At 40.6% G+C, this 19598-nt stretch carries 16 protein-coding genes and 1 pseudogene; 2 read left to right on the forward strand and 15 right to left on the reverse strand.

Annotated features, from left to right (window positions below; translation table 11 throughout):
* Positions 1–133: 133 nt before the first annotated feature.
* From B5Y67_RS01805 to B5Y67_RS01850, 8 genes are all read right to left on the reverse strand, one after another.
* Positions 134–1888 (reverse strand): acyl-CoA dehydrogenase family protein, encoded by a 1755-nt coding sequence (locus tag B5Y67_RS01805; protein WP_088224876.1) that lies wholly within the window; start codon positions 1886–1888, stop codon positions 134–136.
* 29 nt (positions 1889–1917) lie between these two features.
* Positions 1918–2697, reverse strand: coding sequence for an enoyl-CoA hydratase-related protein (locus B5Y67_RS01810; protein WP_088224877.1), 780 nt, complete (start codon positions 2695–2697; stop codon positions 1918–1920).
* Positions 2698–2746: 49 nt separating this feature from the next.
* The gene (locus tag B5Y67_RS01815) at positions 2747–3610 is read right to left on the reverse strand and encodes a 3-hydroxyacyl-CoA dehydrogenase family protein (RefSeq protein WP_088224878.1); all 864 of its coding nucleotides are present in this window, start codon (positions 3608–3610) and stop codon (positions 2747–2749) included.
* A gap of 60 nt (positions 3611–3670) precedes the next feature.
* Positions 3671–4987 (reverse strand): CoA transferase, encoded by a 1317-nt coding sequence (locus B5Y67_RS01820; RefSeq protein ID WP_088224879.1) that lies wholly within the window; start codon positions 4985–4987, stop codon positions 3671–3673.
* A 61-nt stretch (positions 4988–5048) separates the two neighbouring features.
* Positions 5049–6251 (reverse strand): thiolase family protein, encoded by a 1203-nt coding sequence (locus tag B5Y67_RS01825; RefSeq protein WP_088224925.1) that lies wholly within the window; start codon positions 6249–6251, stop codon positions 5049–5051.
* Between the two features lie 401 nt (positions 6252–6652).
* Positions 6653–8755 carry a sigma-54-dependent Fis family transcriptional regulator gene (locus B5Y67_RS01830; protein ID WP_088224880.1) on the reverse strand — a complete coding sequence of 701 codons (2103 nt, stop codon included), beginning with the start codon at positions 8753–8755 and terminating at the stop codon, positions 6653–6655.
* A 499-nt stretch (positions 8756–9254) separates the two neighbouring features.
* Positions 9255–9950 carry a hypothetical protein gene (locus B5Y67_RS01840; protein WP_088224882.1) on the reverse strand — a complete coding sequence of 232 codons (696 nt, stop codon included), beginning with the start codon at positions 9948–9950 and terminating at the stop codon, positions 9255–9257.
* A gap of 711 nt (positions 9951–10661) precedes the next feature.
* Positions 10662–10874 (reverse strand): helix-turn-helix transcriptional regulator, encoded by a 213-nt coding sequence (locus B5Y67_RS01850; RefSeq protein WP_088224884.1) that lies wholly within the window; start codon positions 10872–10874, stop codon positions 10662–10664.
* A gap of 104 nt (positions 10875–10978) precedes the next feature.
* Here B5Y67_RS01850 and B5Y67_RS01855 point away from each other — a divergent pair, with 104 nt between their 5' ends.
* A complete protein-coding gene (locus B5Y67_RS01855) occupies positions 10979–11386 on the forward strand; it encodes a response regulator (RefSeq protein ID WP_088224885.1) in 408 nt (135 codons plus the stop codon).
* A gap of 345 nt (positions 11387–11731) precedes the next feature.
* On the opposite strand, the gene B5Y67_RS01865 is transcribed toward B5Y67_RS01855, so the two are convergent.
* From B5Y67_RS01865 to B5Y67_RS01885, 5 genes are all read right to left on the reverse strand, one after another.
* Positions 11732–13000: a condensation domain-containing protein gene (locus B5Y67_RS01865; RefSeq protein WP_088224887.1), complete on the reverse strand. Its 1269-nt coding sequence runs from the start codon at positions 12998–13000 to the stop codon at positions 11732–11734.
* Between the two features lie 170 nt (positions 13001–13170).
* On the reverse strand, positions 13171–13962 hold the full coding sequence (locus tag B5Y67_RS01870; protein ID WP_088224888.1) for an alpha/beta hydrolase: 792 nt from the start codon (positions 13960–13962) through the stop codon (positions 13171–13173).
* Positions 13963–14139: 177 nt separating this feature from the next.
* Positions 14140–14568 carry a hypothetical protein gene (locus B5Y67_RS01875; protein WP_088224889.1) on the reverse strand — a complete coding sequence of 143 codons (429 nt, stop codon included), beginning with the start codon at positions 14566–14568 and terminating at the stop codon, positions 14140–14142.
* Complete coding sequence (locus tag B5Y67_RS01880; protein WP_088224890.1) at positions 14565–16088, reverse strand: DNA methylase; 1524 nt, start codon at positions 16086–16088, stop codon at positions 14565–14567. Before B5Y67_RS01880 ends, B5Y67_RS01875 begins: the two co-directional genes overlap by 4 nt.
* Before the next feature lie 132 nt (positions 16089–16220).
* Positions 16221–16538 carry a hypothetical protein gene (locus tag B5Y67_RS01885; protein WP_088224891.1) on the reverse strand — a complete coding sequence of 106 codons (318 nt, stop codon included), beginning with the start codon at positions 16536–16538 and terminating at the stop codon, positions 16221–16223.
* Positions 16539–17008: 470 nt separating this feature from the next.
* On the opposite strand from B5Y67_RS01885, the pseudogene B5Y67_RS25680 reads away from it, so the two are divergent.
* Positions 17009–17501, forward strand: a pseudogene (locus B5Y67_RS25680) (TrmH family RNA methyltransferase); the annotation flags it as partial.
* 138 nt (positions 17502–17639) lie between these two features.
* Here the strand turns inward: B5Y67_RS25680 and B5Y67_RS01900 are convergent.
* Together B5Y67_RS01900 and B5Y67_RS01905 are read right to left on the reverse strand one after the other, a co-directional pair.
* On the reverse strand, positions 17640–18266 hold the full coding sequence (locus tag B5Y67_RS01900; protein ID WP_088224892.1) for a type 1 glutamine amidotransferase family protein: 627 nt from the start codon (positions 18264–18266) through the stop codon (positions 17640–17642).
* Positions 18267–18375: 109 nt separating this feature from the next.
* Positions 18376–19338, reverse strand: coding sequence for a YafY family protein (locus B5Y67_RS01905; RefSeq protein ID WP_088224926.1), 963 nt, complete (start codon positions 19336–19338; stop codon positions 18376–18378).
* Between the last annotated feature and the right edge of the window lie 260 nt (positions 19339–19598).

The following is a 19598-nucleotide window of genomic DNA, read 5'->3' on the forward strand; positions in this document are numbered from 1 at the left end:
CTTGACTCTTTTCCCTCTAAGCGCTGCTTATTTTTTAAGGCAGTACCACTCAATCCCCCAAGATATGCCAGTTGTTGCGAGCAATCCACCTTTATCCAGCCAAGTTTAGATAAGACATCGCTTCAATCCCCTATTAAACTACATACTTACCCGCTTCCGAAACAGCCGAAGCAATCTCTTGTCTCAGCGCTATAATATTCCGAGGAATATAGCGGTGTAACTTCGAAAGATTATCCAGATCGTTTGCTAGTTCTTGACCATCAGTCAATGCTGACAATACTTCTTTTGCAGACTTAACCAACATCTCTATGTTGGAATAAATATAGACTGTGGCCATAATCCGTTTTAGTCTGGCGCCGGCTTCACCATCCGCAGCTATAGCTTTTTGGGCTCGCAGCCAGGCGCTTTCCATGGCAAACGTATACATGGCGATATCAGCTAAGCGGCCAATAATTTCTTGGTGCTTCAGTATTCCTGCCTCATATTTTTCAATACCCGCTCCCAGGGTAAATAGCAGAATATCCTTGGCAGCCTGAATCATCTGCTCTTCGTCTTTCCGAATTAAAACTCCACTGGCAACAAGCTCCTTAACCTTTTCTATGGCAGGCTGTAAGAGAATATCGCCTTTCAGGCCCCGACGAACCAAGGTATTTATGGTCACAGTTCGGTTAACTTCATTGGTGCCCTCGAAAATGCGGTAAATACGACAGTCCCGGTAAAGCCTTTCAATCGGATATTCTGAAGTAAAACCGTATCCTCCGTGGATTTGGACCCCTTCATCCATCACAAAGCCTTGAATTTCAGTAGCTAGAACCTTATTTATAGAACATTCCATGGCATACTCTTCGATGCCTTTGGCCGCAACCTGCCCCCCGTTCGGACCAGAAAGATCCAAGCTATGAAGGATATTGCTCAACAGACCCCCGGTACGATAAACCATGCTTTCCACGACATAAGTTCTAATGTTCATTTCCGCCAATTTTTCTTTAATCATTCCCATTTCGGCAATAGGTTTGTTAAACTGCCGGCGATCATTGGCGTAAGTGGCGGAAAGTTCCAGGGCATATTTATTATTACCCACCACATTAGCAGCCGTTTTATAACGGCCCATGTTGAGGATATTAAACGCAATGACATGCCCTTTCCCGATTTCATAGAGTACATTTTCAACCGGAACCTTTACGTCCTCCAATATCAGGCTGCTGGTATTTGAACTCTTAATGCCCATCTTGTGTTCTTCAGGTCCCGTTGACAGGCCTTCCGAATCCCTTTCGACAATAAAACAAGTGAATTTTTCCCGGTCAATCTTGGCAAAAACCATGAATAAGTCGGCAATGGGTGCGTTGGTGATGAACTGTTTCGTGCCGTTCAGGATATAATGTTTGCCATCAGGACTTAATACAGCCCAAGTCTTGGCCGCCAGGGCATCTGATCCTGCGCCAGGCTCGGTCAAGGCATAGGCCGAGACCGTTTCACCGGCTGCAATGCCTGGCAGATACTTCATCTTTTGTTCCTGAGTGCCAAAGAAGACAATTGGCAGACTGCCAATGCCCGTTTGAGCTCCATGAGTCATGGCAAAACCGCCAGACCAACCCATACACTCGGCTACAACGCTGGTACTGATTTTATCCATCTCAAATCCGCCGTACTCTTCAGGAATATCGATTCCCAGCAACCCTAACCCACCCGCTTCCAAAAGCAGCTGCTTGTTTAAACCTTCCTTTTTTGCTTCCATATCTTCGATAGTTGTCAGAATTCTATCTTTAACGAATCCTAGGGCGGTTCGAAAAATCATTTTATGCTCTTCAGCAAAATCCTCAGGAGTGAAAATATCGTTAGGGTCTGTTGGGCCTAGGAGATAGCTTCCTCCTTTAGGCAGCTCCGACATAAATCTCCACCTCATTTTCCTTGAACTTTCTATTTGCCCGTATAGTTTGGCTTGCGTTTTTCCAAAAATGCTCCCAGGCCTTCTTTGGCATCTTCACTAGCAAATGCAGTGATGAAGCACTGATTTTCATAATTTAAGGCCGAGCTGCTATCCAGATTAACCCCTGCTTGGATGGATTCCTTGGCCATCTTCATAGCGACAGAAGGTCTTGCGGCCAATTTGGCGGCATAGTTCTGTGCCTCGTCCATTAAAGCATCCACAGCGACTACTTTAGTAACAATGCCGAGTTTTTCTGCAGTCGCCGCATCAATCATCTCGCCTCCATAAATCAGTTCCTTAGCCCTACTAACGCCGATTAGCCTCGGAAGACGTACGGTACCGCCGCCGCCCGGTATGATCCCCAAACCCGTCTCGGGAAAAGCGATCTTTACGTTTTCAGCCGCAAAACGGAAGTCGCAAGCCAGTGCCAGCTCACATCCACCGCCAAAGGTTACCCCTGCAATTGCAGCTATGACCGGTTTTCCCAGGTTCTCAATTTTATCAAAAGTCTTTCTGGAGCCCATATTAAAGTTATAGACTTCCACCGGACTCAGATAGGCCATTTCTGAAACATCAGCACCAGCCGCAAAGGCCTTGGAGCCCGATCCGGTGATAATAAGGACTTTTATAGAATCGTCTTCCGCAATTTCGTCCACAGCATGACCTAGTTCCTTGAAAAGTTGACTATTTAAAGGATTCATGGGCGGGCGGTTCAAAGTGATGGCAGCTACTCCATTTTCCTTAGCAAGCAGAATGGTCTCATAAGTCATGGATCTTTCCCCTTTCAAATGGTGAGTTTCTCCAGCCATTACGACCAGATTATTTCTTTACTCTATCCGTATACCAGCCAGCGCCGGTTTTGTCTCCCAGACGACCGGCTCTTATCATACTCTTCAAAGCATGGGGAGCTTTCCATAGTTCTCTCCCTGTTTCAGCGTAGAAATAGTCCGTAACAAAGGCTGCAATATCAATTCCCGTCAAATCCATGAGTTCGAAGGGACCCATGGGATAATTCAGACCCATTTTCACTGCGGTATCAATGTCTTGGGGTGTCGCAACGCCTTCATCCACTAAACGAATAGCCTCCAGGAACTGGGGCATCATACACCGATTTACGATAAAACCAGGTGTGTCTTTCTTGACTTCAACTGAGGTTTTGCCTAAAGCCGACGCGAGATCAGCTGCTGTTTGCATCGTTTCATCACTAGTCATGGCTCCCCGGATAAGTTCACAAAGGCGCATTACCTGAGCCGGATTAAAGAAATGTGTTCCCAGGAATTTGTCAGGACGGCTGGTGGAAGACGCCAGAGCAGTAATCGACATCGATGATGTATTTGATCCCATAATGACTTCTGGTCTCAGAACCTTGTCTACTTTGGCCAGGGCTGTTTTTTTGATATCTAGGTCTTCAATGATTGCTTCAATAAAGAAATCAACCTCAGCAAAGTCCTCCAGATTCGTAGTTTTAGTAATCCTGGCTAATATGGTCTCTTTATCTTCAGCTGTGATTTTTCCTTTCGTAATACTTTTGTCCATGAGTTTTGTCATTTTGGCAACCCCAGCTTCAACAAATTTCATGTCTACATCACACAAGACCACTTCAAATCCCTTTTGAGCGGCCAGATGGGCTATTCCCCCTCCCATTGCTCCTGCACCTAATACTCCAATTTTCTTTATAGTCATTTTTAATTACCTCCTTATTTAAGCCGTTGCTCCATTTTCAATGTTTAACGTTTTATAACGTTAAACCACGATGCCCTTTTCTTTTAAAACTGCAAGTTCACTATCGTTAAGACCGGCCAAAGATTTTAAGATGACGTCACTATCTTGTCCTATACTAGGGCCTCCCCTCCAGATCTTCTGCGGAGTACCGCCCATTTTAGGAGCAAACCCAAAGCCAGTTACTTCTTTACCCAAAGTTTCATCAACATAATTGACAAAATTGCCTCGAGCTTGGTAGTGTGCGCTATTTGCAAGATCCTGTACAGTCCTTGGAATAGCACAGGCCACATTGAACTTACGTAAATGCTGGAATCCTTCTTCGGCTGTTCGCGCACCTACCCAATCCTCGATATATTTTTTAAATTCCTGTCCCTTAGGAGACTCAACTGCTTCCCGGGTGGCAGCGCAGACATGGTAAGGAAATCTCTTGGTATCAGTATCAATCGCTTGAACAAATTTATTGTAGGCAGGTTCTCCATAGCTGCCGATATAGAGATAATTGTCTTTTGCCTTATACAAGTCTCCAGGCTGGAATATGCCGGTTGCATTGCCGCGCCGCCCTCTGATCATTCCCAATAAGAAGTAATTTACGAAGGTGTCATTCAGCCCTTTACTCATAGCTTCGATTTGAGCGACGTCAATAACCTGACCTTTGCCAGTTGCTTTTGCACTGATATAGGCCATTAAAATTCCATAAGTTGCCTGATAGGCGGTTATATAATCATTGATAAAGACAGAACCGTAGATCGGCGGTCCATCGGGGAATCCGTTTAAATTCATCCAACCGCCTTCCAACTGGCCAATGGGATCATAAGAACGCCGTGTGCTCCAGCCTTCGGCTTCACCAAATTCCTTACGTCCAAAGCCGCTTATATGGCAAATAACCAGCGATGGATTGACTTTAAGCAATTCTTCATCGTTTATTCCTAACTTTTCGGTCCAAACAATATTCTCCAAATAGACATCAACTTGCTTAATCAAAGCAAGGAATGCTTCTTTCGCCTCTGAAACTCTCAAGTCCCAATTAAACGTTAAGCTTAGCTTGTTTCTCCCCTCTTGAATCCAGCCTGTGCTTATTTTTTTATCTAAAGGTACTTCCGAGTCAGCAACTGCGATTTTATCCTCTTTCAGCGTAACCACCGGTGATTGGAGGCGGTAAGGATCTCCACCGGGACGTTCTACATGAATAACTTCTGCTCCATTCTCTGCCAATAACGTCGCAGCAAACGGTGCAGCGACTATTGTTCCAGTCATTAAAACACGCATCCCCGACAGTGCGCCAAACTTTGGAATAAAGGCCGGTGCTGGAATTCTCTCCATAGTCTCCCATTTGGCCATTTTTATAATCCTCCCCACAACGTATTTCGCATCAACTCGCCTGGAGCTGCCTAAGCTATATTTAGTTCACTTTCACTACCAGCGAAGCCCCTATATCACCTGCAGCACATCCGGTAAATGCGCCATAACCGCCCCCCTGAACAGCTAGAGCTTCAATAAGTTCTATAACCGCTCTGCCTGCGGTTGGTCCCTGAGGATGTCCATAAATCATGGAAGATCCATAGTTATTAACAATTTTCTGGTTTACCCCAAGTTTCTTAGATAGGTTAACATCATTGACCACAAATGGGTTATGAGTCTTAATCTGAGATAGGTCAGCTGCTTTGAGTCCAGCATCGTTTAAGGCTACTTCCAAAGCAGGGACCGGAGCAGCTGCCATACGACCTGCTCCTACCCTCGTTATTGCATAGGATAGGATCTGCACCGTTATATTCGGATCTTTACTTATTTCTTGGGCCCTTTCTTTAGTTGTTACAATCGTGCCGCAGTTTCCGTCGGCGGGATGAGTTTGACTGCCGAAAGTAAGTACCCCATTAGGCGTTACCGGTTTAAGCTTGGCCAGCCCCTCTTTGGTGCTGGGCGTTACTCCCTCGTCTTCAGCAATTATTTGAATTTTTTTCTTGTTAAGGTGAGCTTCCAGGGGAAACATATAACGTTTCTGAAAGGCTCGGTCATTGGCCAGTGCATCCAGGTATTGTTCATATCTTAAAACTGCTATTTCATCACATTCTTCTCTAGTTATGCCTGCTTCTTTAGCGACTGCTTCGGCTGTTTGGAACATTGCCAATCCAGCACCTGGTGATGGATCACGTTCAAAATTATCCAGAACAATGTTTTCTGTAGACACCGCACCGGTGAGAGGATCAGGGCAAACTAATAAGGGGGTGCTTGAAGTGCGGTCAACCGAAAGAGCAAAAACTTCTCCATGTGAGTCAGTCTCGATATCCTTGGCTGCCAACCCCAACGTCGTACATGAGGTCGCGCATACTTGATTTATTTGCAAAGCCGGTATGTCTTTGCCCTGACGATCAAGAATAACTGCAGCTGAATAGGCATGTCCATAAAAAGACAAAGGCTGAGCTGTCGTTATACCATAATAGAGAAAATCTAATCCATTGGGGTCAATCTGTTTTTCGACAAACCAGCGCCTGGCGGTCGAAGCCCCTAAAATAACGGAATTATCACCTTTTAACGAACCGTTCCAACGAACAAATGGTGAAGAAAAGTATCCTCCATAAGGAATGTAAGCTTTCGTAAATTTCAATTTGATAACCTCCTTTGTTTCATACTTTGTAAACACGATGTTGAATTTAGCCTCCTTCCATAGCAGACTAGTCCCAAGCTTCCACACTCAGCTGCTTACCGTAGTTCATGAAATCAATCGGAACCCAAATATAATTAGGTTAATTAAGTATTTATGCAACAAATATGCCAACTCTAAATATTGTAATTTTTAAATAATTTTCTCCCCATATCAGCTTGTCTCAATAAAAAATGAGGAAGAAATGACAAGAGCCATTCCTTCCTCATGGTGCCGAAAATCACCATTATAGTTTTCTTTCTTAATAAATTAACGACCAAATTACTTACAGACAGCCCATCTCACTCACGGTTCCATTTAGAACCAATTGGTGAAAACCATCACCAATTTTCTATCTTTTCAGATTATTTATTTAAATTCTGTTTTGATATTCCATACTTTGCAGCTTTTTTAACAATGGTAGAATGATCAACTTGAAGCAATTTTGCCATCTGCCTGGTTGTAAGATTTTCGCTATACGCTTTCTGTAGAAGCTGTTTCTCTAAACTTTCTATGGCAGCCTGCAACGGAACAATTCCTGAAACAAGGACACCTGATGGTTTTACTGAAGTTTGGTTAAAATAAGAAGGTAAATCTTTCCTATTAATTAAATATCCAGTACTAGTCACCATCAGTCTCTCAATCAGGTTCTCTAATTCTCGAACATTTCCCAGCCAGTCATAATCTATTAATCTATCTATTACTTCCGAGGACATTTTTTTATTTTGGTCGTACTTTTTATTAAATAAGTTGATGAAATGATTTATCAGAATCGGTATATCTTCCTTCCTTTCCCTTAAGGGAGGAACATGTATTGGCACTACATTTAGGCGATAATACAAATCTTCTCGAAATTCCTTTTTTCCCACTAAGTCCAAAAGGTTGCGATTGGTCCCTGCAATAAAGCGAACATCTATGGGAATAGATTTTTCACTGCCAACACGAGTAATTTCCTTATTCTGTATGACGCGCAGGAGTTTGACCTGCATATTAAAAGGCAAATCTCCTATTTCATCAAGGAAAATAGTCCCTCCATTAGCCAATTGAAACTGGCCTGCCTTTCCCTGTTTTTTAGCACCGGTAAACGCTCCGTAGTCATAACCAAATAATTCCGATTCCAACAGGTTCTCTGGTATAGCGCCACAATTCACTTTAATATAGGGCTCATTACAGCGGCTGCTGTTATTATGGATAGTCTCAGCAATTAGTTCTTTCCCCGTACCAGTCTCCCCTGTGATCAGAATAGTAGAATCGTAATGTGCAAGTTTTACCACCATACCAAGAAGACTCTTCATCTTTTCTGATTTAAAGATAATTTTATCAGAACCGCTATACTGCAAGCGTAATGCGCGCAACTCACTCTCATAGTGTTGACTTAGGCCCTTAATTTCTTCAATTCTCCGTCGCAAGTCATTTAATTCGGTTATATCCCGGACATTACATACTACTCGATAAACATTCCCATGATCGCCAAAGCATAAATTAGCTGTTGTTAGATGAAGTCTGCCACTTTTATTGGTTTGGTGGGATATGGTAACGGATTCTTTCCTCTCCAGCGCAAGCTTAACTGCAGATTCCGAGACCAACCCTTCTTTCTCAAAATCAATCATGCTTCGTCCGAGTATGTCCTCTCTCTTAACGCCAGTAACTTTCTCGAAGGCTTCATTTGTTCGAAGCACTATTCCATTGCCATCAGCAACTAGAATTCCATCAAAGGAAGAGTTTATAATCATATCCAGCTCATTATTTAGGCTTTTATAGTGTTCTAATTCTTCAGCTATGTTATCCAATTCTGTAATATCCTGCAGAACCGCAACCGCCCCTATTATCTTACCATCTTTTTTAATGGGGAAACGATTCGTTAAAAACCAACGATTGAAAACCATAATCTTTTGGGCAAGTTCCGCTTTGCCCGATTTAACTACCTCTTCTAAACCGCTTTCGGGAGCAATATTTTTAACATGAATTCTCTTTAACTCTTCAGCCGTCATACCCAGAAATCTTTGAAATGCGTCGTTTGTAACTTCAACAAAGCCGTTTCGATCCACGGCTATTATTAAATTGTGAATGGAATTAATAATTGCTTCAAGTTCACAGAAGATTTTCGTATAAGACCTAAAAAATTTGTTGCCAAGATCCTTATGAGTGATTATACCCATGATTTTCTTTTCATCCACAACCAATAAATATTCTAAAGAGGGATTTAGATAATCTTCAATCTTATCATCTGGATGCCCAATTACAACCCGATTGCTCATTATATCAGTTATCGAAGTAGATAAATTGCCTTTTTGGCTTACTAAATTTAAGATGTGCCTAGTTGTTAAAAGACCTTCAATATTGCCTTTTTCATCGATTACCGGTGCGCAGTCCACATTTTTTTGTAACAATATGGCTGCCGCTTCTTGTACTGTAAGGTTGGTTTGTAATATTGCAGGATCATGCATTTTTATTTCCCTAAGCTTCATAACACTACACACTACCTCACATTTAAATTCAGATATACTACTGCAAATTGGCTAAATCTTTTCTAATCTGATAAACTATATGTTTTTTGAATCTTATATGAATATTTTACACTAGTATCTTTGTATTAGGTATAGGAACTACTATATCAAGACCTCTTATTGCCTATTGGCGTATCCCTATGCCTCTCTTTCTTTTTAGATAAACGCTCTCACTTCCTTTAGGCGTCTAATTATAAATGCTTTGATTTGTTCGATTGTGGCCCTTTCTATGTCAACATCACCGAATAATGTCATCTGAGACGATTCTTTATCTATTTCTTGTTCCCACATTGTTGTCCCTAATACTTGATTAAGTTTAACTCTATGGGATTCTGGTATATTTCCATGTCTTGGCAATACTCTGTTCACAGCAGATAATGGAAAGAGATACCATACATCAAATGCTTTTGTTTTTGCTATTGAAGTCAAAGAATCCCAATTTAAATTCATAGCATATGGGTCAAGAAATATTACTCCGCGCTATCTTACTTAATTCAGGCTTGTTATAACAGGTTCGATGGGTACAACGATAATTTCCATGAACACGCTTCATAGTCCAGCCACAGTAGGGGCAAATGGCAAATTGATCATACGGATGAGGAACTTCTTCATACAACATCATGATAAGGTTAAATAACTCCTGGTCCTCAAATGAAGAGGCGAAATCATATACCTCTTCGGAGGGAAGTATTGCATTTTTGGGCATTGAAATAAATCCGCGTATGGTCCGATAGAACCCATCGTATTTTTTCTGTATCTCCTCTGTACCTGCGGACATTTTTTCACGACAATATATGAGGATTTGGCGCATAACTTTTTGCTCCGACTCTTCAACTGATCTATGATCTTCCAAAAAATCTTCCGCTTCCTCTGTTAATCCTGAGTATTTTGTTAACAGCGAGCAATCCGGATCGAAAATATCTAAATAGGAATTTATTCCCCATTCATTCAATGGCTTTTGAAGGAATACAAGAAGATCATAGATATTTCCGGGTGGGGCAACCCCGTTTTCTAACGCAAGCCGAATCAAGATAGAATATCCTGTGATTAAGTCTTTAGGAATAGTTTTGCAGTTTTTGTTCCATTCTTTTAACCCCTTAATGAGATAAATGAGCGAATTTTCTGGCTTGTGATATTGCTGCTTCTTCCAAATCATTCCTCCTCAACTAATTGCTTACATTAACAGCATATCATAGCAGGCAGACAAAAAAGTGAATAAAAAATGCGAGTACTTATTTAAGCATCGCATAAACGAACAACAATTTAATGCCATATGTAATTTCTACAAGTAGTCTTAATAGCTTAATATTCTGCACGTACTTTGGTCCGTCGTTCCATATCATGTTTATTTGCTAGCCAAATTTCGATACTTACTTGGACTCCTTCAGCGTCACTGCACGGGATATCCATAACAGATTTCTTATCTTCTTTATATTCCTTATTAATTTCAAGACTCAATAATGTAACCGGTGTAATCTGATTGTCCTGCGGGAGTTTATAAGGAAGCATTTAAAAGACTATAAGAATTGTCTCATTACCCGCGTCTTTTACTATAACCATATAGTATTCTGACAGCAATCAACAGCGAATCTTAGTGATTATTCTAATGTAGACACTGTAAAAACAACATCTAGTATTTGACATTTACGTATTAAAGGAAAAAAGCTTGCGCAGTATTTCCTCTGAAACATGTTACCACTTTAGATAACATTTTGCTCTTATGCCTTTTTAGAAACCACTTCGAAGGCAAAATCAAACGGCAAGTCGCAAATTTGAATGCACTTTCGAATTTGCGACTTGCCTGTCTGAAAAGACCTTAACGGAGATTCTATTATCTCAGAGCGACCATCTACAAAAGCTTCATCACTCAGCGGTAAGGTTTCTTTTCTTCTGTAAGCCCGACCAAATAATCAATGCTGGTTACATAAAACTGGGCGAGTTTAATCATGATGTTCAGTGGAACATCACGCTCCCCGCGCTCATATTTGGAATATAATGATTGATCGCAGAGAAGGTATTGTGCAACTTGCTGTTGAGTCAAGTCATGATCTTCTCTAACATCACGTATTCTTAATTGCATAATTATCACCTAGGCAATTATATCTTAGGACATTTAGTCCTATTGACATTTTGGACTATTTGTCCTAAAATTACTCAACAACGCTTGATGTTGGAGGAGATGTTTTGTTTACGATCGGCATTTGCGATGACAGAACCTTGTGTCGCCGCTTACTAGAGGCACTGATTAATCAGTATAAAGAAGAAAGGAACGTTTTATTTAATATTTACGAATTCAGCAGCGGCGAAGAACTTCTCGAAGGAATTCAAAAGCAGGGCTTGGTTTTTGACCTCCTATTTCTTGATAACAAGATGAAAAAGCTGACTGGTCTTGAAACCGCCAGACAAATACGGCAATCCAAATCCACATCAGCGTGCAACATAATATTTGTGACGTCAGCGGATGATCATGCTCAATTCATTCAGGTCAATCCTTTACAAGTTGTATGCAAGCCCTGTACTCAGGGGTATATTGAAACTATCCTAGACAAGGTTCTGATCAAGCCCACAGATAAATCTATGCATTATTTATAAAGGGCAAGCAGAAAGTACAAATTCATAAAGTATTTCAGATCAATCCTCAATTTTATTGCCATCATGTTATACTGCACAGGAATCAGCTTTTACCAAGTTTAAACCATCTATCAGACCAGACAACATATTTTCCATTCGTAATTCACGGTCATGATGTCCCCAAAAGTTGCCATCAAAGTAAACCTTCCATTCAGGTATCTTCGATTTGATAGGAGCCCACTCCTTCCGTATATTTGCTTCCGTATATTTGATGATCTGTAGTATAAAAAGATAAGGCTTATATAAAGCCCCCATGTTTCAGCCTTAATACGAAGCTGGATTGGAATATCTCAATGAAGAATCGAATCACATAACATTTTGTAATACTTGAACAAGTTGATCCAAAAAGATCGATATTTTATTTCTGTCAGATTGTGATCCGTATAAATTAACACTAAGTGTTGCCCGATCATCAAATGTTGAAAGAGCTAGTTGAAAATAGGGATTATATTTAATTGAACCTGTCATATAAGCTTCAGTAATTTCAACTTTTCCAAAATCAAGTTGCTTTTTATCAAGTATTCCGATATTTGTGAATGCAATCTGAGGATTGGAAAAGCTCTTTTCAACAATGCTTCTTGCCAATTTATAAGGAAGAAAATCAAAAACCTTTTCCAATATAACGAGACTTTTAACGCAGGCAATGTCTGATTTTTCCCTATCCATTGCTTGTTTTACTTTATTGAGGGTTTGCTCAAATGCCGCGCCAATCTCTAAACCTATATTACAGTTAAGATTGGTGACCAGATTGCAGATACCGTCTACCCTGCGTTTTGGAAGATATTTTCTCAGGTCCACCGCACAGGGTATGATGATAGTACGGCCAAATAGTTGATAAAGGACACGCATGTAAGCCGTAAGAATGACATCGTTCACAGTGGCATCATGTTCTTTAGCGTAGGTCTTAAGAAGACAAAAAACCTCCTGCGAAATCGTCCGCATCTCAATAAAAGGATTGTTAAGATCCCCTTCAAATTTGAACTTGGCCGGATCGTGCGTAGACATATCATTTTTACTAAACATTATTTTTATCTTGTCGCGAATTGAAAATGCCCTAAGTAATTGCCTGATCTTTCTATTACCCATTGCCGCCGATTGGCAATTTGGTTTTTCCAACATATTTAAATAAATATCACTCAACATATAAAGATAATTTTTAAATCCAGCAGCATCGCACAACATATGATTCATTGAAACACAGAGAGTATCATTTTTATCGTTTCGAATCACTTTCAGTCTCAGTTGTGGACCATTAAATGCATTCACTTCTTTATTGATAAATTGGGCAACACTTTCATCCATATTATGGGTTTCTGAAAATTCCAGCATATCTTCTGTTGTATAGCCTTTATCTTCCCAGTAAGGCTGACCTTCAGTTTCATTAAACCTGCTTCTTATCAGCGGAAAGGCATCTGCTGATAAGTTAACTGCCTGCCTAAAGCGGTCTAAATCCAGCTTTCCTGAAAACGTTGCAACAAAATGCAGAGTATGGTCATTAATATTTTTCACTTTAAATAGATGTTGAAGAATATCCCATGCTTCAACTTTATATCTAGTAAAACGATTATCCGGCATTTTGTTGCACCCTTCTCATCTGATTATAGACAGTTTGCTATAGTTTCCTTATCTTTCTTAAATTACCTTATATCACTATATTACTTTAGTTGGCTTAACTTTTCATTATTAGCTCTATGAAAATATGGATAATGTGCAGCTTATAATATCAAATCAACTGCCCAGTATGCTCATAATTTACGCTGAATAGTGTTACATAAAATTTTATAAAATTGTTCTTTGGCAAATTTTTCATTAAATGGTGAGTGCCCGCATTTGGGTAAAATATGAGTTTCAAAAGTAACTTTTTGTTCCCTCAAAGGCTTAACGACACCTTCTACAGGATGCGAATCAAATTCACCTTGAATAACAATGACAGGACATTTAAGCCCTTTTAGAGAGTTAAACAATTCACCACTGCTCCTCAATTCATCAGCTTGCGTCCATAGTGAAGCATACATTTCTCCGTCTGTATCAAAGCAGTCTTCTGTATCCTCTTGGTCGATTATATTATAATTATCTGCTTTTTTTGCTAATTGGCCTAAAACACTTAATGCTTTATCCTTTTCAATAAACGTTTTATCATTGAGTTGTTCTAGCGCTTTAATAAATAACTTGCCCTCTTTTTCGGACAGATTTTTTAATCGGCGTTCCATAATCCTTTTGACATATTCTTTTTTGAATGGGCCACTACCAACTAAAACAAGTTGTTTGACCATATCAGGATAATCTTTTGCAAATAATACAATAAGCCATGCGCCCCAAGAATGTCCGATTAATGTTATCGGATTTTTTGTATAAGCGTTAATCTGTTCGCAAAGCTCTGTTAATAATTCAGAGATAGTATATTTACTCTGTATTGGCTCAATAACTCCAAATGTTTTTGATAATTCCTTGGCAATACATGCTACAGAACCAAAAGCTCCCGGACCTCCATGTATGACCGCAGCTTCAAAGGGTTCGTTTCCGTATTTTCTTATCATGGACTACTTCCCCCTTCACCTAATATAAATAATCCACAGTCTAAGCTTCGTGACTAATTGGAATTTGCTTTAATAATTCTTCCTCAAATTACTTAAAGCATTTTGATAATTCATGCGACGTGATCAATATCTTCTGTGTGCTTGTATTCACTATCTGTTCTAACCTTTACTATCGGGTCAAAATATTTCCATAGATTCGAATATTTGCCCATCTATGCTGATTATTTCATCAATGGGGATCGCTGTGCCATCGGTCATAACGACAACCCGTTCATATTCGTCTATCTTTTTAGCCGTACTGATAGCAGTAACATAGGCGCCGCCATTCTTCTTTGCATCCGGTTGAAAGTAAGTAATTGCGATTTCAGGATACTCTTTAATCCGATCTGCTATGATTTGCAGCCTATTACTCAAAGCGTCCTTCATATATTCGTCCAATTTTACTCTCTCGTCAGTCAGTCTTGCGGTCTCTTTGATGGCGGCATCATAGCCGGTCAGTGCGGCGAAAGGGGAAAACTGAGCTGCCCGGTCAATAGCAGTCATATGAGGGCGTGTCGTAGAGACATGGTGAGGTAGATTAATGATATCGTCATATGCCTTCGTCATGCCTTATGCCCTCCAATCTGCTTGTTCCGGTCTATTGTGGTAGCGCCTTCCTCCAGATTCATACCCTTTAGAATGGCGTTCTTTCCGTGTTTCTTTTTTATCTCCAGCATTGCTTGCTGCATCTTTTTTTCTCGTGCAAGCTCAACTTCTTCATCTTCTTTTTTCGCCTGCGCAGCCGCGTAATCCATAAAGAGATCAAGCTGTTCAAAGTTGCCCGCATTTTGAGCAGTTGCCTCATCAACGACATGATTCGCTGTAATGTTGACTCTTCTGATCAGAAGATTTTTGTCAACGATGCGTTCAAACAGATCCGTGACGGCATCCATGATGAGCTTTGTAGAGGAGGTCTGTCTGCCAAGATTTACTGAACCATGCGCGGATTTCGGAACGGTGCGTCCGTAGCGGTCAGTGGTGATGGCCCCGCGATATGATCTCTTTATCTCTGGATTTGTTAGATTATCGATATCATATCCGACCGTCAAAACAAGCTGGTCGCTCATAAGTCTTTTATCTACCAGATCAAGTACCAGCAGATCAGTCATTTCCCGCACGATCAGCTTCGCTTTATCAAAAGTATAGGCATAGTGCAGCACCTGCCCCGATCCAATACTGTTTGTGCTTGGCTTATACGCTTTAATATCGGAAATTGTGCATGGCTCCCACCCCCACGCATGGTCGATCAGCAGCTCAGCGTTGATGCCGAACAGCTTATACAGTAAGTCTTCGTTGCAGTAATCGGTAGGTTTACCGAGAGAGCATCTTGCAATATCTCCCATTGTATAGAGACCTTTTTCCTCCAGCTTGTTAGCATATCCTTTTCCAACGCGCCAAAAGTCTGTTAGAGGCCGATGCGACCACAGGGAGCGACGGTAGCTCATTTCGTCCAGCTCGGCGATCCGCATACCGTTGTTATCAGCAGGGATGTGCTTCGCCTGAATATCCATAGCGATCTTGCTTAGATACAGGTTTGTGCCAATTCCCGCCGTTGCTGTAATGCCCGTTGTTTTGAGTACATCCAGAATCATTTTCGTGGCAAGCTCACGGGCTGAAAAATTGTAGGTGTTCAGATAATCGGTGACGTCAAGGAATACCTCGTCAATGGAATAGACATGAATATCTTCGGGCGCGATGTACTTCAAATAGATATTGTAAATCTGCGTGCTGTACTCTATATAATACGCCATCCTCGGTAGAGCAACAATGTAGTCCAACGAGAGACCCGGTGAGGATTTCAATTCAGTATCGTTGCAGGAAACGCCGGAAAAGGCTCGTCCTGGGGCTTTGAGCAGCCGTGCTGCATTTGCTTCCTTGACCTTCTGTACGACTTCAAACAGCCTCGCCCTACCGGGAATGCCGTATGCTTTGAGGGAGGGAGAGACGGCGAGACAGATGGTTTTTTCTGTGCGGCTTGCGTCTGCGACAACAAGGTTGGTGGTCAGCGGATCAAGCCCTCGTTCCACACATTCGACCGAAGCGTAGAAGGATTTTAAATCAATTGTGATATAGGTTCTGTTCTTCATGCTTATTCTCCGGTTGCCTACTTAAATACAAATTATCTGCTCGACAAATTTCTGTTTATCTGTGCGTTATATAATTAAAAGAAATTCACTTTAATCGTTCATATACCCATTATTAGCCTTATGATTCTCATATTATAAAAAGGGATTTTCCGCACCGGCCACTTCTTGCAAAATCACAATCGGATCTGATATGAGGCCAAATTGCACGTCATCCGGGTAAGTTACGGCTATTGTCGGTTTATTACCTGCATATGCAATCACACTAGCCATTGTATCCCATTTTGTACATAAAAAGAAATGTGCATATTCCCCTTGTTCAACTATCTTCAAATATGCCCCCATGTTTCCTTTTATTATCGTTGTATCTCTTATCCCTGTTTCATATTCATATTTTTCAAACGCATCCTTCATATGAATAGGTACAATACCATGCCATGTTCTTGATATCATCTTATTTTCATTACCTTCTTTGTGTTAATTAATGTGCTCATTATTAGGCTAATTATAACTTACGCAAGTTCCTTCTAATTTCTGGTGCATGTAGAAACACACGCTTTGGGGTTACCTATCTATGAATTAACTGCACTAGTTTTAAAATACGGAAAAGATTACTTTCCAAAACCAGTCAGCGAAAAGATAATCTATTATTCTGACCGCCTATTGTACTGGCAAGAAAATACAGATAAACTTGGATTTGATTGGGCTGACTTCTTATTGGATGACACCAAACCTAATAAGGAAAGATTATTAAGCGAAAAAAAAGTTAAAACAATGAGCTTAATCTTCATTTCGCATTTTTCTTATATTGTTTCGTAGTGTAGAAAGATGTGTCTTATAAGCAATATAGTGTAGTTAATATTATAGTATATTGATGGTGGTGTAATTCTTACTTACGGTAAAGCGATTTTTCATCGTCCAATTTGGATGTCTTTGCTCGCCTGACGGAAACGCAGCTGCGCAACCGGTTGGAGCCGGAGATGGGCATCTTTATTGCGGAGAGTACCAAGGTAATTGGACTTGCCCTCGACGCTGGATGCGAGCCTATTTCACTTTTGATGGAGCGCAAATACATTGCAGGGCAAGCGCACGGTATAATCACCCGCTGCGGAGATGTCCCCGTCTATACTGCCGATAGCAACCTGCTAGCAGGGCTGACTGGCTTTCAGCTGACCCGCGGTGTGCTGTGTGCCATGCGGCGTCCTCATCTACCCAGCGTTGAGGAGGCGTGTGCCGGTGCAAGTCGAGTGGCTGTGCTTGAAGGTATCGCGGACTCTACCAACGTCGGTGCCATTTTTCGCTCGGCTGCGGCGCTAGGCATCGATACCGTGTTGCTTACCCCCTCATGCTGTGACCCACTGTGCCGGCGTGCATTGATGTTACTTTATTGATACTTTGTATAATGATCCATATGCCTTGAGTAGACAAAAATAATGTCAGCAGGACCTGGTTATTCCTTGGCGGCAAGGCTTCTTCCTGAAAACACTCCCCAGAGTTCTTATACTTAAAGAATTTCGCTCAAGTAATTGAACAAACATATCCGCAATTATATTCTTATTGTATTGAATTCATTAACGCATAAAAGTATTCAGATTCGTGAGTCTCATAGAGCTTATACCAGGCATCTATTGTCTTTGGCGAAAACACATCCAAAGCTTTCAAGACATGTACAGCAAATTCCAATGGAGCTACCCCCGAAGCAGTGATTAATTTTCCATCTGTAACAGCAGGCTCATTCTTGTAATACTTTTCACCTTTATAATCGGAACACACCATTTTGAGGTATCCCAAATCATTGCTTGTATGCCATCTTGAATCCAGCAAGCCATTCTGAGCAAGCCCTATTGTAGCGCCACATATCGCCGCTACAACAATGTTCTCCTTTATACACTGCTCTGCTTTATTTATTATAGGTTCATGGATTATTTCCATCCATGTATTTCCACCCGGTAAAATCAAAGCGTCTGTGTTTTTAATGCCGCACTCCTCTAGTTTAATATCAGGTAATATTTTCAAACCTCCCATTGTAGTAACAGGAGTCTTTTCAACTCCCAAGGTAACTATTTTTGATGGGGATAGCCCCTTCTTATAATATCTTCCTGAGTTTAGTTCAGCAGTTAAATAACCTATCTCCCAATCTGCCATCGTATCAAATACATAAAGATATACAGTGCTGTTCATTCTAAATTCCTCCTTTTACATCTAAAAATCGCTAAACAAAATTCGTTGATGATTAATGTCTATCACCATAATAGTACAGCTTCACTGACATCTACTGTCAGTGAAGCTGTTATATTTGATAATATTCCATTAACTCCGATGCTACAGAAACAAGTTTTTGCTTACAGCTCTGCGGTTCGATTACTTGAATAGCTTTTCCGTAAGAAAGAAGAAAATTAGGTACATATGCATGAATTGCTTTTTCATCAACTAAAAAGACTGCTTGGTTTGAAGTCCTCTCTTTTAAATGATGACCTAAAAACCAATGAATGCATAAGTCATCCAAAGCCTCTGCCCTGCCCTTGATGATTAATGGAATCATGCCATTCCCATTGTCCGGATTAGGCAAAAGATTTTGTAAAAAATATTCCTTGGCAGAGAAGGCTTCAGGTCGTTCAAACATCATTTTCGTTTGCTTTATCTGTACAATCCGTTCAACCCGAAAGCTGCGAATTTCATCCCGCAAATGGCAAAATCCAATAGTATACCATTTATTGTTCCAATATATTATTCCATATGGGTCAATCACTCTTGGACGGGACTGTTCTTCATTTTTTGAGCGGTATTCAATTTCTACAGAGTATTCGTTTGCTACAGATTGCTCTAATTCCTCCAACACCACCTTCACAGCAGGGGCAATATCTCGGTTTATCACTTCAAAACCGACTAAATGGCGATTGAGAATACTTTCCTGTTCTTGATTTGAATACAATTTCAGTTTTTCAGTTGCTCTGCTTAAAGCCTCGCTAAAGGGATATCCTGCCTCTTTTGCAAATACAGCAGCATGAAGAAGTGCTTTTTGTTCTTCTATATCAAAAAACAAAGGTGCTTGGATAAAATTGTTCATCAAACAATATCCACCGTTTTGACCTGAGTCCGATATAATCGGTACTCCACTGGCGCACAAAGAATCAATATAACGATAAACGGTCCGTATATTTATCTCTAATTTTTCCGCTATTTGCTTCGCAGTTATTTTTGCTCCTAAATTAAGCATCCATAAAATCGCCAGCATATTATCGTTTTTTGCCATTAGTATGCCCTCAGCTCCTACCTTTCTTACTTCCTGTATCATCTTCAAAATGCTCCCAAAAATCAGAGAAATACAAATACCTTTACAGCATGTTTAATAGTACAGTTCTTCATGTGATATTATCAGTTTATCATTGCTCCCAGACATTTTTTTGATTTTAGTTCAGTAGTGCCATATCTTTCCTTCACCTTAATCCAATGATAGCACCAGATTATACCTAATTCCACAACTTTCAGGGATTTTCTAGATCTACTCATAAT

This window comes from Desulfosporosinus sp. FKB (genome assembly GCF_002196705.1).
GTDB lineage: Bacteria > Bacillota > Desulfitobacteriia > Desulfitobacteriales > Desulfitobacteriaceae > Desulfosporosinus.

Bases quoted from the DNA above. Each gene is read 5' to 3' on its own strand.
- B5Y67_RS01805 (WP_088224876.1), bottom strand. From the start codon at position 1,888: ATGTCGGAGCTGCCTAAAGGAGGAAGCTATCTCCTAGGCCCAACAGAC.
- B5Y67_RS01810 (WP_088224877.1), bottom strand. From the start codon at position 2,697: ATGACTTATGAGACCATTCTGCTTGCTAAGGAAAATGGAGTAGCTGCC.
- B5Y67_RS01815 (WP_088224878.1), bottom strand. From the start codon at position 3,610: ATGACTATAAAGAAAATTGGAGTATTAGGTGCAGGAGCAATGGGAGGG.
- B5Y67_RS01820 (WP_088224879.1), bottom strand. From the start codon at position 4,987: ATGGCCAAATGGGAGACTATGGAGAGAATTCCAGCACCGGCCTTTATT.
- B5Y67_RS01830 (WP_088224880.1), bottom strand. From the start codon at position 8,755: ATGAAGCTTAGGGAAATAAAAATGCATGATCCTGCAATATTACAAACC.
- B5Y67_RS01840 (WP_088224882.1), bottom strand. From the start codon at position 9,950: ATGATTTGGAAGAAGCAGCAATATCACAAGCCAGAAAATTCGCTCATT.
- B5Y67_RS01850 (WP_088224884.1), bottom strand. From the start codon at position 10,874: ATGCAATTAAGAATACGTGATGTTAGAGAAGATCATGACTTGACTCAA.
- B5Y67_RS01865 (WP_088224887.1), bottom strand. From the start codon at position 13,000: ATGCCGGATAATCGTTTTACTAGATATAAAGTTGAAGCATGGGATATT.
- B5Y67_RS01870 (WP_088224888.1), bottom strand. From the start codon at position 13,962: ATGATAAGAAAATACGGAAACGAACCCTTTGAAGCTGCGGTCATACAT.
- B5Y67_RS01875 (WP_088224889.1), bottom strand. From the start codon at position 14,568: ATGACGAAGGCATATGACGATATCATTAATCTACCTCACCATGTCTCT.
- B5Y67_RS01880 (WP_088224890.1), bottom strand. From the start codon at position 16,088: ATGAAGAACAGAACCTATATCACAATTGATTTAAAATCCTTCTACGCT.
- B5Y67_RS01885 (WP_088224891.1), bottom strand. From the start codon at position 16,538: ATGATATCAAGAACATGGCATGGTATTGTACCTATTCATATGAAGGAT.
- B5Y67_RS01900 (WP_088224892.1), bottom strand. From the start codon at position 18,266: ATGAACAGCACTGTATATCTTTATGTATTTGATACGATGGCAGATTGG.
- B5Y67_RS01905 (WP_088224926.1), bottom strand. From the start codon at position 19,338: ATGGCAAAAAACGATAATATGCTGGCGATTTTATGGATGCTTAATTTA.